The organism is Kribbella lupini (genome assembly GCF_039529595.1).
Lineage (GTDB): Bacteria > Actinomycetota > Actinomycetes > Propionibacteriales > Kribbellaceae > Kribbella > Kribbella lupini.
The window spans coordinates 22115-36203 of the sequence record NZ_BAAANC010000006.1; the positions used below are offsets into that span (position 1 = coordinate 22115).

The window sequence follows — 14089 nt, forward strand, 5'->3', positions numbered from 1 at the left end:
ATGACTACGCCGCCACAAGGACCGTGGGGTCCTGGGCAGCCGGGGGGCCAGCCGGGCGGGCAGCACGGGGGAAACCAGGGGCAAGGTGGCTGGGGACAACAGCAGCCGCCCCAGGACGGTGGTGGCTGGGGACAGCGCCCGCCGCAGCCGGGCCAGCCGCCTCAGCAGGGTCAGCCCTCTCAGGGGCAGCCTCCTCAGCAGGGTCAGCCGCCGCAGCAGGGTGGCTGGGGTCAGCAGCCCGGCCAGCAGCCGCAGCAGGGACAGCCTGGTTGGGGTCAGCAGCAGAGCGGCAGCGGGTACCAGCAGCAGCCGTGGCAGCAGCAGAAGCCGCAGCAGACCGGCTGGCACCAGCAGCAGGGCGGTCAGCAGCCCTGGCAGCCCAACGGCCCGGGTGGCTCCGGTGGCGGCAAGGACAAGATGCCGCTGTTCATCGGCGGCGGCATCGTCGGCATCCTGGTGATCGGCCTGCTGGTCTTCGTCGGGATCAAGGCGCTCGGTGGTGACGACGAGCCGACCACGCAGCCGACGACCACCACCTCCTCCCAGCCGACCGACGGTCCGGAGACGCCGAACGGCGACCCGACGAGCGCACCGCCGGCCGGTGAGCTCGGGCAGGCGACCGGTCAGGCCAAGGCCGCGACCGACAAGCTCCAGGCCGACGGGTACCAGTGCAGCGACCTGTTCAACGGGGCGCAGGGCGCCCACCGTGGCTGCTTCAAGCTCGACGGTGCGACCGAGGCCGAGACGGTGTTCCAGTTCCAGTCCGACGGCTCGATCATCGCGGTGCTGATCAAGTCGAGGAACGACGACAACGTGAACAACGCGGGCGTCACGTTCGACGCCGCGCTGCAGGCCCTCGGCAACGACACCTTCGGCGGTTCGGAGGTGGCCAAGGTGCAGCAGGCGGTCAAGAACGGCCAGAAGTCGCAGAAGGTCGGCAGCACCTGGGGCGAGTTCTCGCTGCGCAACAACGGCGACACCATCCAGGTCGGTGGCAAGAAGTCCGGCGCGGACGAGCTCGACCTGCCGCGCAAGGAGTTCGAGACCACCCAGGCGTCGATGGTCGCCGGGCTGAAGGCGAAGAAGTACGACTGCAAGACCGGTCTGACGTGCCGCAAGACGCTCGGCAAGTACGGGTCGTTGTCGGTGCTCGGCTTCGGGTCGCAGGGCGGCGGGCTGCGCTCGTTCCAGATGCGCGCCTCCGGCGACGTCGAGGACGTGAAGTCCGGCGGTACGGCGGTGTTCGCCGACGGGCTCGCGGTGCTGAAGGGCCCGGACGTCGCGGCGCTGAAGGCGTTCGTCGACGCCCGCAACGACGGCAAGTCGTACACTGCGTACGTGTCCGGCTGGCGCGTGGAGATCCTCTCCGACGCGGACGACTCCTACGGGTCGCGGTCGGTCGAGTTCTCGTACGAGTCGTTCTACGTCTGAGGGTCCCGGGTGAAGTTCGAGCCGCAGAAGCGTGAGTCGCGGGCGGTGGCCAAGCCGCCGCCCGAGGCGCTGCAGCGCGTCGACGGTGGCGGCGCCTGGGGGCCGACCCAGTTCGAGCTCCCGGCGGGCGACGGCAAGAACCTCACCGCGATCCTGGTCACCGCGCTGGCCGGCGGGCTCGTCCTGCTGGCCATCGTGGGGCTCGGCGCCCTGGCGTACTTCGAACTGCGCTGAGCCTTCTCGTCCACGCGAAAGCCTCCTCACACCTGGTGTGAGGAGGCTTTGTGCTTCAGCGACTACGCGGTCGCGTGGATGGTGACGGCGAGGTTGGCCAGGTAGCTGAGGCGGGCGACCTCGGAGCCGAGGAACTCCGGCCCACCGCGCCGGCCGACCACGAGCACGCGGCGGTCGGACTCCAGCGGAGCCGCGACCAGCACGGACTCGACCAGGCCCTTGTGGTCCGGCGCGGCCAGCGTCGTCGCCTTCTCCAGCGGAAGCCACTGCTCGACCAGGCCACCGAACTCCGGCGTCGCGCTGGTCTCCAGGGCGACCTTCACCTCACCACCGGTGCCGTCCAGCAGCGCGGCCCAGTCGGCGTGCAGCACCGAGGGCGCCTGCTCGACCAGGATGTCGATCGCCTCGGCCGGGGCCGAGGTCATCTGCTCCACGGCTTCGAGGTCCATGTGCAGGCCGCCGCCCGCGCCGTACCGGGAGAACCAAATCACCTCGACGCCTTCGACGCCGTTGCACGCGGAGACCAGCCGGTCGGGCAGCACGCCCGGCGGGAGGTCGACCACGATGTCGTCGACGGCCGTGCCGTTCTCGCGCCGGTGCTCGACGATCTCGATCGCGTGGATGTCGGCGTCGACCTCGCCGAGGGCGGTCGCCACCGTGCCCAGGGACCCGGGGCGGTCCGGGATGATCAATCGCAGCAGGAACACCGAACGATCATCTCCCAGCCCAAAACCACGCAAGTTACGCCCTGTCGCGGCCAATGTTACAGAGCGAAGCAAAGTGACACGCCAGCGGTGCTCAACTGATGAACCCGAACGCGTTGTCCACAGCCTTGGGCAGCAGGCAACACAGCCGTCACGGGTGCCCTCTAGGATGACTCACGAAACACCGAGAGCCTCTCGGCGTTTCGGTCAGCAATCGAACACATTGGATGCCCTTCATGCCATCGATTACCCGCGAAGAGGTCGCGCACCTGGCGCGACTGGCGCGGATCGAGCTCTCCGACGACGAGCTCGACCACCTCGCACCGCAGCTCGACCAGATCATCGCGCTGGTCGGGCAGGTCAGCGAGGTGGCCGCGGACGACATCCCGCCGACCTCGCACGCCCTGCCGATCACGAACGTGATGCGCGAGGACGTGAACGTGCCGTGCCTGACGCCGGAGCAGGCCCTGTCCGGCGCGCCGGCCGCGGAGGACCAGCGATTCCGGGTGCCGCGGATCCTGGAGGAGGACTGATGGGTGACCTGACTCGCAAGACAGCCGTCGAGCTGTCGGAGCTGATGACGTCCGGTGAGGCCAGCTCGGTGGAGATCACCCAGGCGCACCTGGACCGGATCGGTGCCGTCGACGGCGCCGTGCACGCGTTCCTGCACGTCGACACCGAGGGTGCGCTGGCGCAGGCCGCGGCCGTCGACAAGAAGCGCGCGGCCGGCGAGAAGCTCGGCCCGCTGGCCGGCGTACCGCTGGCACTGAAGGACGTGCTGACCCAGGACGGCGTCCCGACGACCGCCGGGTCGAAGATGCTCGAGGGCTGGAAGCCGCCGTACGACGCGACCGTCGTGCAACGGCTGAAGGCGGCCGGCGTGGTGATCCTCGGCAAGACCAACATGGACGAGTTCGCGATGGGGTCGTCGACCGAGAACTCGGCGTACGGCACCACCCACAACCCGTGGGACCTGAACCGGATCCCCGGCGGCTCCGGCGGCGGTTCGTCGGCGGCGCTGGCGGCGTACGAGGCTCCGCTGGCGATCGGCACCGACACCGGTGGCTCGATCCGTCAGCCGGGTGCGTTCACCGGCACGGTCGGCGTCAAGCCGACGTACGGCGGCACCTCGCGGTACGGGCTGATCGCGCTGGCCTCCAGCCTGGACACGCCTGGCCCGTGCGCGCGGACGACGCTCGACGCCGCCTTGCTGCACGAGGTGATCGCCGGGCACGACAAGATGGACTCGACGTCGATCAACCAGCCGGTGCCGGCGGTGGTCGACGCGGCCCGTCGTGCCGACGTCGCCGGTCTGCGGATCGGTGTCGTCAAGGAACTCGGCGGCGAGGGGTACCAGCCGGGTGTCGAGGCCCGCTTCCACGAGGCGGTCGAGCTGCTCACCAAGCTCGGCGCCGAGGTGGTCGAGGTGTCCTGCCCGCACTTCCAGTACGCGCTGCCGGCGTACTACCTGATCCTGCCGAGCGAGGCCTCGTCCAACCTGGCCAAGTTCGACGCGATGCGCTACGGCCTGCGGGTCGGTGACGACGGCGAGAACAGCGCGGAGCGGGTCATGAACCTGACTCGCGAGGCAGGCTTCGGCGCCGAGGTGAAGCGCCGCATCATGCTCGGCACGCACGCGCTGTCGAGTGGCTACTACGACGCGTACTACGGCCAGGCGCAGAAGGTGCGCACGCTGATCGCGCGCGACTTCGAGAAGGCCTACGAGCAGGTCGACGTGCTGGTCTCGCCGGCCACGCCGACGACCGCGTTCGCGATCGGCGACCGGGTGAACGACCCGATCGCGATGTACAAGAACGACCTGTGCACGATCCCGTCGAACCTGGCCGGCAACGCGGCGGCGTCGTTCCCGTGCGGCCTGGCCGACGAGGACGGCATGCCGGTCGGCTTCCACGTGATGGCGCCGGTGATGCGTGACGAGCTGCTCTACCAGGTCGGTGGCGCGCTCGAGGCCGCCCTGGCCGACCAGTGGGGCGGCGTCCTGATGTCCAAGGCTCCGGAGCTGGAGGTGACCCGATGACCGCCGAGGTTTTCGCGATCGAGGACGCACTCGCGCAGTACGACCCGGTGCTGGGCCTCGAGGTCCACGTCGAGCTGAACACCAAGTCGAAGATGTTCTGCGGCTGCCCGACCGAGTTCGGCGCCCCGCCGAACACACAGACCTGCCCGGTCTGCCTAGGCCTGCCCGGCGCGCTGCCGGTCGTCAACGCCAAGGCCGTCGAGGCCGCGATCAAGATCGGCCTCGCGCTGAACTGCGAGATCGCCGAGTGGTGCCGGTTCGCCCGGAAGAACTACTTCTACCCGGACATGCCGAAGAACTTCCAGACCTCGCAGTACGACGAGCCGATCGCGTTCAACGGCTGGACCGAGGTCGTCGTCGACGGCGAGACGTACCGGATCGAGATCGAGCGCGCGCACATGGAGGAGGACACCGGCAAGTCCACCCACGTGGGTGGCGCGACCGGCCGCATCCACGGCGCCTCGCACTCGCTGGTCGACTACAACCGGGCCGGCATCCCGCTGATCGAGATCGTCACCAAGACGATCGAGGTCGCGCCGGACAAGGCCGCGGCGGTCGCCAAGGCGTACGTGAGCATGCTGCGTGACCTGCTGCTCGCGCTCGACGTGTCCGACGTCCGGATGGACCAGGGCTCGCTGCGCTGCGACGCCAACGTCTCGCTGAAGCCGCACGGCTCGACGGTGCTGGGGACGCGGACCGAGACCAAGAACGTGAACTCGTTCCGCTCGGTCGAGCGCGCGGTCACCTACGAGATCACCCGGCAGGCCGCCGTACTGGCCTCCGGTGGCAAGGTGCTGCAGGAGACGCGGCACTGGCACGAGGACACCGGCGTCACCACGTCGGGCCGGGAGAAGTCGGACGCCGACGACTACCGGTACTTCCCCGAGCCGGACCTGGTCCCGGTCGCGCCGTCGCGCGAGTGGGTGGAGGAGCTGCGCGCGACGCTGCCCGAGGCGCCGTCCACGCGACGCGTCCGGCTGCAGGAGGAGTGGGGCTTCACCGACCTGGAGATGCGCGACGTCGTCAACGGCAACGCGCTCGAGCTGGTCGTCGGCACCGTTGAGCTCGGCGTCACGCCGGCTGCCGCGAAGAAGTGGTGGCTGGGTGAGCTGGCGCGGGCCGCCAACGAGTCGGGCGTCGCGCTCGGTGAGTTGGGGGTCGGCGCAACCGAGGTCGCCGAGGTGCAGAAGCTCGTCGACTCCGGTGCGCTGAACGACAAGCTCGCGCGTCAGGTCTTCGACGGTCTGGTGAAGGGCGAGGGCACGCCGGCGCAGATCATCGAGGCCCGCGGCCTCGCGCTGGTCTCCGACGACTCCGCGCTGATCGAGGCGATCGACCGGGCCATCGCGGCGAACCCGGACGTGGTGGAGAAGGTCAACTCCGGCAAGCCCGCTGCCGCGGGTGCGCTGATCGGCGCCGTGATGAAGGACCTGCGCGGCAAGGGCGACGCGGCGAAGGTCCGCGAGCTGCTGAACGCCAAGCTCGGGATCTAGGTAACAGAGAACCGGTAGGCCCCAGTGATCACTGGGGCCTACCGGTCTGTCACGCCGCTTCTTGGTGGTGCAGGTCCGGGGGAGTGCTGAGCAGCTTCTTCGCCACGGCGACGTCGGCCGGCGCGCAGCGCACCTCGTACTCCGTCGGGCGCACTTCGCTCGCCGGCGCCTCCGGGCGGTTGTGCACCAGCGCCTTGAAGAAGCCGACCAGGGCGCCCAGGATCGCGCCGTACACGAGACCCCAGAAGACGACGACCAGCCCGGTCATGCTCGTGTCGGCGACCAGCGTCACGAACACACCGAGCGCCAGCCCCAGCGCCGCACCGGACAGCGCGCTGACCCCACTGGCCCGCGCGACGTTGGCGTTGCGTCTGTCCACCATGCGCAGTCCGGCGCCGGTGATCTCCAGCTGTTTCATCCCGTAGGACCGCAGCTGGTCGACAGTGCGCAGTGCGTCCTCGTACTGCTCCGTCGACGTGATCACGCTGGATTCCAGTGGCGCCTGATGTGGCACAGCGTCTCCCCTCCTGAGTGTGTGTGCTTCCACTAGTACCAGGTGGGAGGAAAATCCATGCATCGTCAGCGAGTGATGGTCACCCGCAGGATCCGGTCGTCGCCGTCGCGTACGTCGCCGCGCCCGTCGGTGTTGGACGTGGTCAGCCACAACGAGCCGTCCGGCGCGGCCTCGACGGTCCGCAAACGCCCGTACTGGTTGGTGAGGAACGCCACCGGCTCACCGGTCCGCTTGCCGTCGGCAACGGGAATCGCCCACAACCGCTCGCCTCTGAGCCCGGCCATGAAGACGTGCCCCTGCGCGGTCGTGATCCCCGAGGGGGAGGCGTCGTCGGTCTTCCACTGCGCGATCGGATCCACCATCCCGTCGAGCCTCGAGACTCCTTCGGCACCCGGCCAGCCGTAGTTGGCGCCGGAGGTGATCGCGTTCAGCTCGTCCCAGGTGTTCTGGCCGAACTCCGCGGCGTACAGCTGCTGCCCGTCGAACGCGAGGCCCTGCACGTTGCGGTGGCCCTTGGAGAACCAAGTCTTTCCGCCCGGATTGCCGGGCGCGGGCTTCCCGTCGGTCGTGATCCGGAGGATCTTCCCGCCCAGCGAGTCGTCGTCCTGCGAGTTCGGCCGGTCACCGCCGTCGCCGGTTCCGGCGTACAGGAATCCGTCGGATCCGAACCGCAGCCGCCCGCCGTTGTGCACCGCCGCCATCGGGATCCCTTGGAGAATGGCCTGCTGCCCCGACAGCCTGTTGCCCTGGTAGGTCAGCCGAGCAATCCGGTTGTCCTCGCCGGTCGAGTAGTAGACATAGACATACGGCCGGCTCGGGTACTGCGGATCCACCGCGATCCCCAGCAACCCACCCTCGGACGAGGCGTCAACGCCTTCCACTGTCCCCACCTCAGCCGCCCGCCCACCGGCAACCCGCTTCACCTTCCCGGAGTCCCGCTCGGTCACCAACGCCGACTTGTCCGGCAAGAACGCCAGCCCCCAGGGCACGTCGATCCCTGTAGCCACCGTCCCCGCCGCCTGCAACTTCACCGGCCCCTGAGGCGCGGCACTACTGCTCGACGGCGCGGACGGCGTCGGCGTACTGGACGGCGTCCCACTGCTCCCCACCGACGCCGAAGGACCAGGCGCAGCCTGGCCCTCCGGGTCCGAGCACCCAGCAGCCAACAACCCCACCGCCACCACCAGAGCCGCAGTACGCACGCCATCTCCTCCGAGTCGACAACCCACCACCCTCACTATCCCGAAGTACCCCCGAAAACCCGACGAAAGCCGCGCCTGACCGGTTCCTCCGGAGTCGCAGGACGGCACGACGGCAGGGTGAATTCGTTGCAAGGAGTGTCATGGCGTGGTTTCAGGCGGCCTCGCCAAACGTGCGCCTTTGTCGGAGTCGATTCAGCTTCCCCACGTGGGGCGGAGGGGGAAGTGGGCGTTGGCTTCGTCGTCCAGCTTCACGGCGAGGATTTGGTGGAGTTGGGTGTTGTTGCGTTCGAAACCTACTCGGCAGGCCGCCAGGTACAGGCCCCAGATCTTGGCGGTGGGGTAGCCGACTTCGGCTACTGCTTCGTCCCAGTGGGCTTCTAGGTTTTCGGACCAACCTGCCAACGTGAGGGCGTAGTGCTCTCTCAGGTTCTCTTCGTGGCGGACTTCGAAGCCGGCGTCTTGGGCTTCGAGGATGATTCGGCCGGAGCCGATGAGTTCGCCGTCGGGGAAGATGTAGCGGTCGATGAAGGCGCCGGTCGAGCGGAAGCGGTTGTCGGGGCGGGTGATCGTGTGGTTGAGGAGGCGGCCGCCGGGCTTCAGGTGGTCCAGGAGGAAGCCGAAGTACGACGGGTAGTTGCGGACGCCGATGTGTTCGGTGAGGCCGATGGAGCTGATGGCGTCGAAGTCTCGCTCGGTGACGTCTCGGTAGTCGAGGAAGCGGACTTCGGCGAGGTCTTCCAGGCCTTCTCGTTTGATGGCTTCGGTGGCCCACTCCGCCTGGGCGGCGGAGAGGGTGACGCCCAGGGCCTTGACGCCGTACTCGCGGGCGGCGTGGCGGACCATGCCGCCCCAGCCGCAGCCGACGTCCAGCAGGCGCTGGCCGGATTGCAGGTCGAGTTTGCGAGCGACGAGGTCGTACTTCTCGAACTGGGCGTCTTCCAGCGTGGCCGAAGCGGTCGGGAAGACCGCGCAGGTGTACGTCATCGACGGGCCGAGGACGTACTCGTAGAAGGTGTTCGAGACGTCGTAGTGGTGGTGGATGGCGGCCTTGTCGCGGGTGCGGGAGTGGCGGAGGCCCTCGAAGGTGCGGCGCCACTTGGGGAGGTGTTCCTGGGGCGGGGGCGGCGGGGGCTTCAGGTGGGACCAGCCGAGGCCTCGGACGATGCGCAGGGCCTCCGACGGGGTGGGGCGTTCGAAGTGGAGGTGGTTGAGCATCATGCGCATCAGCGCGTACGGGTTGCCGGGGTGGACGCCGGTGATCTCCAGGTCGCCCTGGACGTAGGCGCGGACCATGCCCAGGTCGCCGGGGGCGGTCAACACGTACGAGAGGCCGCGTTCGGTGGCCAGGTGCATGTGGATGGGGGAGTCCTCGGGGCCGGCCGCGCTGCCGTCGTAGGCGGTGAAGCGGAACGGGAGGCCTTCGGGGGTCACGGCTGTCAGGGCCTGTGCGATCGAGATCTGCGTCGCCAGGGTGGTCATCGGCGAGTCACCGCCTTCTCGTAGAGCCCGGTGAGGCGGGCGTCGGGGTCGTAGACGTTCTTCACTGCGGTGAGGGCCGGGACGTTGTACAGGCGGTCGAAGGTGTCCCGGTCGTAGTAGGCGTCGGAGTACAAGGACTTGTGGCCGCCGAAATCGGCGACGGCGGCCTCGATGCGGCGGTTGACGTCGCCGTCGGCGGCACCCGGAGCGATGGCGACCGTGCCCCAGAAACCGACGTTGACGTACGTCGTACCGGCGGCCAGCGGGTAGAGCGGCCAGGTGTCGGTGCCGCGCAGCCGCAGCGGGCAGAGCCAGACCGGGCGCATGCCGACCTCCGCGTCGAACCAGCGGAGGAAGCCCGCGAGCTGGTCGGCAGGGATCTCCACGTCCTGGATGACGCGCTCGCGGTCGGGCTGACCGCGGCGGCGGTTCAGGCGGGCGACGTAGCCGTGGCGGTTCTCGAAGCCGACGATCCGGTGGTACACGTCGCTACGCCGCAAGCGACGCGGCCAGACCCGGCGGACCCAGCGGTTCTGCGCGCCGAAAGCCGCCGAGCACCAGAACCAGTCGGTGTCCCAGCGCCACAGGTAGTCGTGGGCGGTGAGGAAGTCGGTCGGCCGCTGCTGGATCGAGCGGTAGTAGATCTGCTGGCCGGTGTAGTCGCTCGTCCGGACGGCGGCGTCGCTGTTGCGGCCGAGCGTCAGGTACGCCTCGGTGGGGCTGAACGCGACCCCGTCCACGAAGTGCACGGGCTCGCCGTCGTAGGTGCTGTCAGCAACAACCGAGGCGATGGCCGGCGCCAGCGCGTCCAGGTCGAGCCGGACGTGCCGCAGCGCGACGTACGGCGAGATGCGTTCCAGCTCGATCCGCAGGCGGGTGGCGTAGCCGAGCGTGCCGTACGAGTTCGGGAAGGTGCGGAACAGGTCGGCGTGCTCGCCGGTCGGCCGGGCGGTGACCACGTCGCCGGTGCCGGTCAGGATGTCGAGCTCGAGAACGGACTCGTGCGGCAGGCCGGCCCGGAACGACGACGACTCGATGCCGAGGCCGGTGACGGCGCCGCCGAGGGTGATCGTCTTCAGCTGCGGAACGACGAGCGGGGTGAGCCCGTACGGCAGGGTCGCGGCGACCAGGTCCTCGTACGTGCACATGCCCTGGACGTCCGCCGTCCGGGCCTCGGGGTCGACCGAGATGACGCCGGTCAGCCCGGAGACGTCGAGACCGGGCGACTCGACCGCCGTTCGGGGGCGGAAGAGGTTGGAGCTGCGCTTGGCCAGGCGGACCGGGTCCCCGGGGGGAATGCGCTGGTAGGACGCTCGGAGACGTCCGACCGCCTGATCGTGTTCCACAGTCGAGGTCGAACCCGATGTCGAAGGCACCCACTCAGAGTACGACGGCGCCCGGACAACGGGCAGAAGAATTTTCTTCAACCGGATGTCGAGACGCCACCGCCAGGTCCGACGTCACCCACGACACGAGGAGGAACCGATGATCGATCTGAGGCCGGCCGGGCGTGCGCTGACCGTGGTGGTGGCGGGGATCACGCCAGAAGATCTGAGCCGGCCGAGCCCTGCGAGAAGTACTCGGTGACGGACCTGCTCGCGCACGTGGACGAGGGAGCGCGCGGATTCGCAGCCGCGGCGGGCGGACAGCCGGCCGTCGAGGAGCCGCTGGCGGTCGGCGACGAGGGCTGGCAGGCGACGCTTGCCGCCAGGGTGGACCGGCTGGGAGAAGCGTGGGCAGAACCTAGCGCGTGGGAGGGGACGTCGGACCTGGCCGGGCTCGGGCTCACCAACGCCGAGTGGGGGCGGATCGCGCTGACTGAGCTGGTCGTGCACGGTTGGGATCTGGCGCAGGCGACCGGGCAGCACCTCCGGTTGCCGGAGGAAACCGTGCAGGCTTGCTACGCCCACGTGGCGCCGTTCCTCGAGGCACCGCCGGTGCCCGAGCTGTGGGGTACGCCGGTGAGCGTGGCCGAGGACGCGCCGTTGATGGATCGGCTGGTGGCCGTCACCGGGCGGTCGCCTGCTGTCGGTGGGGGCGAGTAGGTTTCTGCGTATGGCTGATTCGGTGATCACATGGCTGCCGTGGGAGGACCCACGGACGTTTCTGGGCGGGCTGCCGGAGCGCGTCGAGGCGACGTACTACGGCGGTGGCGAGCTGCCCGCTGAGCCTGACCAGGTGGAGTTCTACGTGCCCAGTTACATGGGCAGCTCCCAGGTGGTCGAGGTCATCCGTGAGATGCCGAACCTGAAGGTCGTGCAGACGCAGACCGCGGGGTACGAGAACGTCCTGCCGCACCTGCCCGACGGGGTGACGCTGTGCAACGCGCGGGGCGTGCACGACGCGTCGACGGCGGAGCTGGCGATGACGCTGATCCTGGCGTCGTACCGGCGGATCCCGAAGGCGGTCATGAACCAGCAGCAGGGGATCTGGCCGGCCGATGCCGGGATCGACGACTCGCTCGCCGACCGGACCGTGCTGATCCTCGGGTACGGGTCGATCGGGGAGGCGCTGGAGCGGCGGCTGGCCGGGTTCGAGTGCGACGTCATCCGGGTCGCGCGGCGGGCCCGGGACGGGGTGCACCCGATCACCGAGCTGCCGGAGCTGCTGCCGCGCGCGGACGTCGTCGTCCTCCTGACTCCGGCGACCGAGGAGACGAAGGGCCTGGTGGACGCCGAGTTCCTGGGCCGGATGAAGGACGGCGCCCTGCTGGTCAACGTGGCCCGCGGCGTCGTGGTGAACACCGGTGACCTGGTCGCCGAGCTGAACAAGCAGAGGATCCGCGCCGCGCTCGACGTCACCGACCCCGAGCCGTTGCCGGCCGGGCACCCGCTCTGGTCGGCGCCGAACGTGCTGATCATCCCGCACCGCGGCGGCGCCTCGACGGCGTTCCCGCCGCGGGTGGCGCGGCTGGTCCGGGCCCAGCTCGAGCGGTACGTGAACAACGAACCACTGATCAATGTGGTGGCAGGTCCACCGCGCTAAACACCCTGGAGGACGACGATGTCCGAGGCCGTACTGCTGATCGGTACCAAGAAGGGACTCTGGATCGGGCGCAGCGACGCCGAGCGTCAGCTGTGGACGCTCGACGGGCCGCACTTCGAGATGCAGGGGATCTACTCCGTCGGCGTCGACACGCGGGGCGACCGGCCGCGCCTGTTCGCCGGCGGGACCAGCGAGCACTGGGGCCCGGCCGTCTTCCACTCCGACGACCTCGGCAAGTCCTGGGCCGAGCCGCCGGAGGGCTCGATCGGCTTCCCGAAGGACGCCGACGCCTCGGTCGAACGCGTCTGGCAGATCCAGCCGGCACCCGCTGACCAGCCCAACGTCGTGTACGCCGGTGCGCAGCCCTCGTCGCTGTGGAAGTCGACCGACGGCGGCGTCACCTTCGAGCTGGTCCGCGGCCTCTGGGACCACCCGCACCGCAAGGACTGGGGCGCCGGGTTCGGCGGCCAGGCGATCCACACCGTGCTGCCGCACCCGACCGACCCCGACCGGGTCAGCGTCGCGATGTCGACCGGCGGCGTCTACCAGACCGAGGACGGCGGCCGGAGCTGGAAGCCGGCCAACCACGGCATCAAGGCGTACTTCATGCCCGACCCGGATCCGGAGTTCGGCCAGTGCGTGCACAAGCTGGCCGGTCACCCCACGATGCCGGACCGGATGTTCGCGCAGAACCACCACGGCGTCTACCGCTCCGACGACGGCGGCGCGATCTGGAAGTCGATCGCGGACGGCCTGCCCTCGGACTTCGGCTTCCCGATCGCCGTCCACCCGCACGAACCGGAGACCGTGTACGTCTTCCCGTTGGTGGCCGACGGCAACCGGATCCCCACCGACGCCAAGTGCCGCGTGTACCGCTCACGCGATGCGGGCGCGACCTGGGAGGCGCTGACCAAGGGCCTGCCCGACGTGCCGTCGTACGCGCCGGTGCTGCGGGACGCGCTCTGCACCGACACCGGTACGCCGGCCGGCGTGTACGTCGGGACGCGGGACGGCTGCGTCTACGCGAGCGCCGACGCGGGCGACAGCTGGACCGAGGTCGCCCGGCACCTGCCCGACGTGCTCACCGTTCGCGCGGCCGTGCTGTGACGGTCCGGGTGAAGCTGCCGACGGTGCTGCAGCCGTTCGCCGGCGGCAGCGAGAAGGTGGCGATCGAGGAGGTGACGACGGTCGGCGAGGCGTTCACGAAACTGGAGCAAGAGCACCCCGCGCTGCGCCGGCGGCTGACCGACGAGCAGGGCGCGCTGCGGCGGCACGTCAACGTCTACCTCGGCAACGACAACATCCGCGATCTCGACGGCCTGGACACCAAGCTGCCGGACGGTTGTGAGCTGCTCGTCCTGCCCAGCGTCGCGGGAGGCTGACCAGAGAACATGCACCAGGAATAAGACTGTTGCTCGAGCCACCCAACCGCTAGGTTCACCGCCATGACAGGTGAAGTGATCCTGCTGACCGGTTCGCCCGGGTCGGGCAAGACGACGGTCGCGGCGCTGGTCGCGACCGACGCCGCGGGGCCGGCCGTGCACCTGACGACCGACCTGTACTACCGCGCGATCAAGACCGGCTTCGTCCCGCCGTACATGCCGGGCGCGCAGAAGCAGAACGAGGTGGTGGTCGACGCGATCGTCGCCACCGCCACGACCTACGCGCGCGGCGGCTACGACATCGTCGTCGACGGGATCATCGGCCCGTGGTTCCTCAAGCCGTTCCGCGTCGCCGCCGAGCGCGACCAGCTGGCGATGTCGTACGTCGTGCTGCGGCCCGACCTCGGGACGACGCTCGCGCGGGCCGACGCACGACCCGACGGCGAGCTGAAGGACGTCGAGGCGATCACCGGCCTGTACGACGCGTTCAAGGATCTCGGCGAGCTCGAGCGGCACGTGATCGACACCAGTGCGCTCGACGCGGAGCAGACCGCCGCCGAGGTCCGCAGGGCGGTCGCGTCGAAGCAGTTCCGGCTGGCCTGAAACCCCTGCCGGTCAAGGATTTTG

At 69.5% G+C, this 14089-nt stretch carries 15 protein-coding genes; 10 read left to right on the forward strand and 5 right to left on the reverse strand.

The window, feature by feature from the left end:
* The gene (locus ABD235_RS38580) at positions 1 to 1431 is read left to right on the forward strand and encodes a hypothetical protein (protein WP_344183458.1); all 1431 of its coding nucleotides are present in this window, start codon (positions 1 to 3) and stop codon (positions 1429 to 1431) included.
* A gap of 9 nt (positions 1432 to 1440) precedes the next feature.
* Positions 1441 to 1665 (forward strand): hypothetical protein, encoded by a 225-nt coding sequence (locus tag ABD235_RS38585; protein WP_344183460.1) that lies wholly within the window; start codon positions 1441 to 1443, stop codon positions 1663 to 1665.
* 62 nt (positions 1666 to 1727) lie between these two features.
* Here the strand turns inward: ABD235_RS38585 and ABD235_RS38590 are convergent, their stop codons facing one another.
* A complete protein-coding gene (locus tag ABD235_RS38590; protein ID WP_344183462.1) occupies positions 1728 to 2372 on the reverse strand; it encodes an ACT domain-containing protein in 645 nt (214 codons plus the stop codon).
* A gap of 233 nt (positions 2373 to 2605) precedes the next feature.
* On the opposite strand from ABD235_RS38590, the gene gatC reads away from it, so the two are divergent.
* The 3 genes from gatC to gatB are packed head-to-tail and all read left to right on the forward strand — an operon-like array spanning position 2606 to position 5900.
* Positions 2606 to 2902, forward strand: a complete 297-nt coding sequence (gatC, locus tag ABD235_RS38595; protein ID WP_344183464.1) for an Asp-tRNA(Asn)/Glu-tRNA(Gln) amidotransferase subunit GatC — start codon at positions 2606 to 2608, stop codon at positions 2900 to 2902.
* On the forward strand, positions 2902 to 4407 hold the full coding sequence (gene gatA, locus ABD235_RS38600) for an Asp-tRNA(Asn)/Glu-tRNA(Gln) amidotransferase subunit GatA (protein WP_344183466.1): 1506 nt from the start codon (positions 2902 to 2904) through the stop codon (positions 4405 to 4407). Before gatC ends, gatA begins: the two co-directional genes overlap by 1 nt.
* Positions 4404 to 5900: an Asp-tRNA(Asn)/Glu-tRNA(Gln) amidotransferase subunit GatB gene (gene gatB, locus ABD235_RS38605; RefSeq protein ID WP_344183468.1), complete on the forward strand. Its 1497-nt coding sequence runs from the start codon at positions 4404 to 4406 to the stop codon at positions 5898 to 5900. The genes gatA and gatB overlap by 4 nt, the downstream gene beginning before the upstream one ends.
* A 49-nt stretch (positions 5901 to 5949) precedes the next feature.
* On the opposite strand, the gene ABD235_RS38610 is transcribed toward gatB, so the two are convergent.
* From ABD235_RS38610 to ABD235_RS38625, 4 genes are all read right to left on the reverse strand, one after another.
* Positions 5950 to 6384: a hypothetical protein gene (locus ABD235_RS38610; protein WP_344183471.1), complete on the reverse strand. Its 435-nt coding sequence runs from the start codon at positions 6382 to 6384 to the stop codon at positions 5950 to 5952.
* A gap of 95 nt (positions 6385 to 6479) precedes the next feature.
* Complete coding sequence (locus ABD235_RS38615) at positions 6480 to 7616, reverse strand: PQQ-dependent sugar dehydrogenase (protein WP_344183473.1); 1137 nt, start codon at positions 7614 to 7616, stop codon at positions 6480 to 6482.
* A 192-nt stretch (positions 7617 to 7808) separates the two neighbouring features.
* On the reverse strand, positions 7809 to 9095 hold the full coding sequence (locus ABD235_RS38620; protein ID WP_344183475.1) for a class I SAM-dependent methyltransferase: 1287 nt from the start codon (positions 9093 to 9095) through the stop codon (positions 7809 to 7811).
* Positions 9092 to 10471: an FAD-binding oxidoreductase gene (locus ABD235_RS38625; protein WP_344183477.1), complete on the reverse strand. Its 1380-nt coding sequence runs from the start codon at positions 10469 to 10471 to the stop codon at positions 9092 to 9094. The genes ABD235_RS38620 and ABD235_RS38625 overlap by 4 nt, the downstream gene beginning before the upstream one ends.
* Between ABD235_RS38625 and ABD235_RS38630 the strand changes: the two genes are divergently transcribed.
* From ABD235_RS38630 to ABD235_RS38650, 5 genes are all read left to right on the forward strand, one after another.
* A complete protein-coding gene (locus ABD235_RS38630; protein ID WP_344183478.1) occupies positions 10433 to 11140 on the forward strand; it encodes a TIGR03086 family metal-binding protein in 708 nt (235 codons plus the stop codon). The two genes, ABD235_RS38625 and ABD235_RS38630, sit on opposite strands and share 39 nt — an antisense overlap.
* Before the next feature lie 10 nt (positions 11141 to 11150).
* Complete coding sequence (locus ABD235_RS38635) at positions 11151 to 12080, forward strand: 2-hydroxyacid dehydrogenase (protein WP_344183479.1); 930 nt, start codon at positions 11151 to 11153, stop codon at positions 12078 to 12080.
* Positions 12081 to 12098: 18 nt separating this feature from the next.
* A complete protein-coding gene (locus tag ABD235_RS38640; RefSeq protein WP_344183481.1) occupies positions 12099 to 13187 on the forward strand; it encodes a WD40/YVTN/BNR-like repeat-containing protein in 1089 nt (362 codons plus the stop codon).
* 8 nt (positions 13188 to 13195) lie between these two features.
* Positions 13196 to 13462: a ubiquitin-like small modifier protein 1 gene (locus ABD235_RS38645; RefSeq protein WP_344183483.1), complete on the forward strand. Its 267-nt coding sequence runs from the start codon at positions 13196 to 13198 to the stop codon at positions 13460 to 13462.
* Between the two features lie 63 nt (positions 13463 to 13525).
* Entirely contained in the window at positions 13526 to 14065 is a 540-nt protein-coding gene (locus ABD235_RS38650; RefSeq protein ID WP_344183484.1) for an AAA family ATPase, read from the forward strand.
* Positions 14066 to 14089: the final 24 nt, after the last annotated feature.

What these genes read in the sequence shown, in the direction of transcription:
- ABD235_RS38580 (WP_344183458.1), top strand. Translation starts at nt 1, where the DNA reads ATGACTACGCCGCCACAAGGACCGTGGGGTCCTGGGCAGCCGGGGGGC.
- gatC (WP_344183464.1), top strand. Translation starts at nt 2,606, where the DNA reads ATGCCATCGATTACCCGCGAAGAGGTCGCGCACCTGGCGCGACTGGCG.
- gatA (WP_344183466.1), top strand. Translation starts at nt 2,902, where the DNA reads ATGGGTGACCTGACTCGCAAGACAGCCGTCGAGCTGTCGGAGCTGATG.
- gatB (WP_344183468.1), top strand. Translation starts at nt 4,404, where the DNA reads ATGACCGCCGAGGTTTTCGCGATCGAGGACGCACTCGCGCAGTACGAC.
- ABD235_RS38620 (WP_344183475.1), bottom strand. Translation starts at nt 9,095, where the DNA reads ATGACCACCCTGGCGACGCAGATCTCGATCGCACAGGCCCTGACAGCC.
- ABD235_RS38635 (WP_344183479.1), top strand. Translation starts at nt 11,151, where the DNA reads ATGGCTGATTCGGTGATCACATGGCTGCCGTGGGAGGACCCACGGACG.
- ABD235_RS38640 (WP_344183481.1), top strand. Translation starts at nt 12,099, where the DNA reads ATGTCCGAGGCCGTACTGCTGATCGGTACCAAGAAGGGACTCTGGATC.
- ABD235_RS38650 (WP_344183484.1), top strand. Translation starts at nt 13,526, where the DNA reads ATGACAGGTGAAGTGATCCTGCTGACCGGTTCGCCCGGGTCGGGCAAG.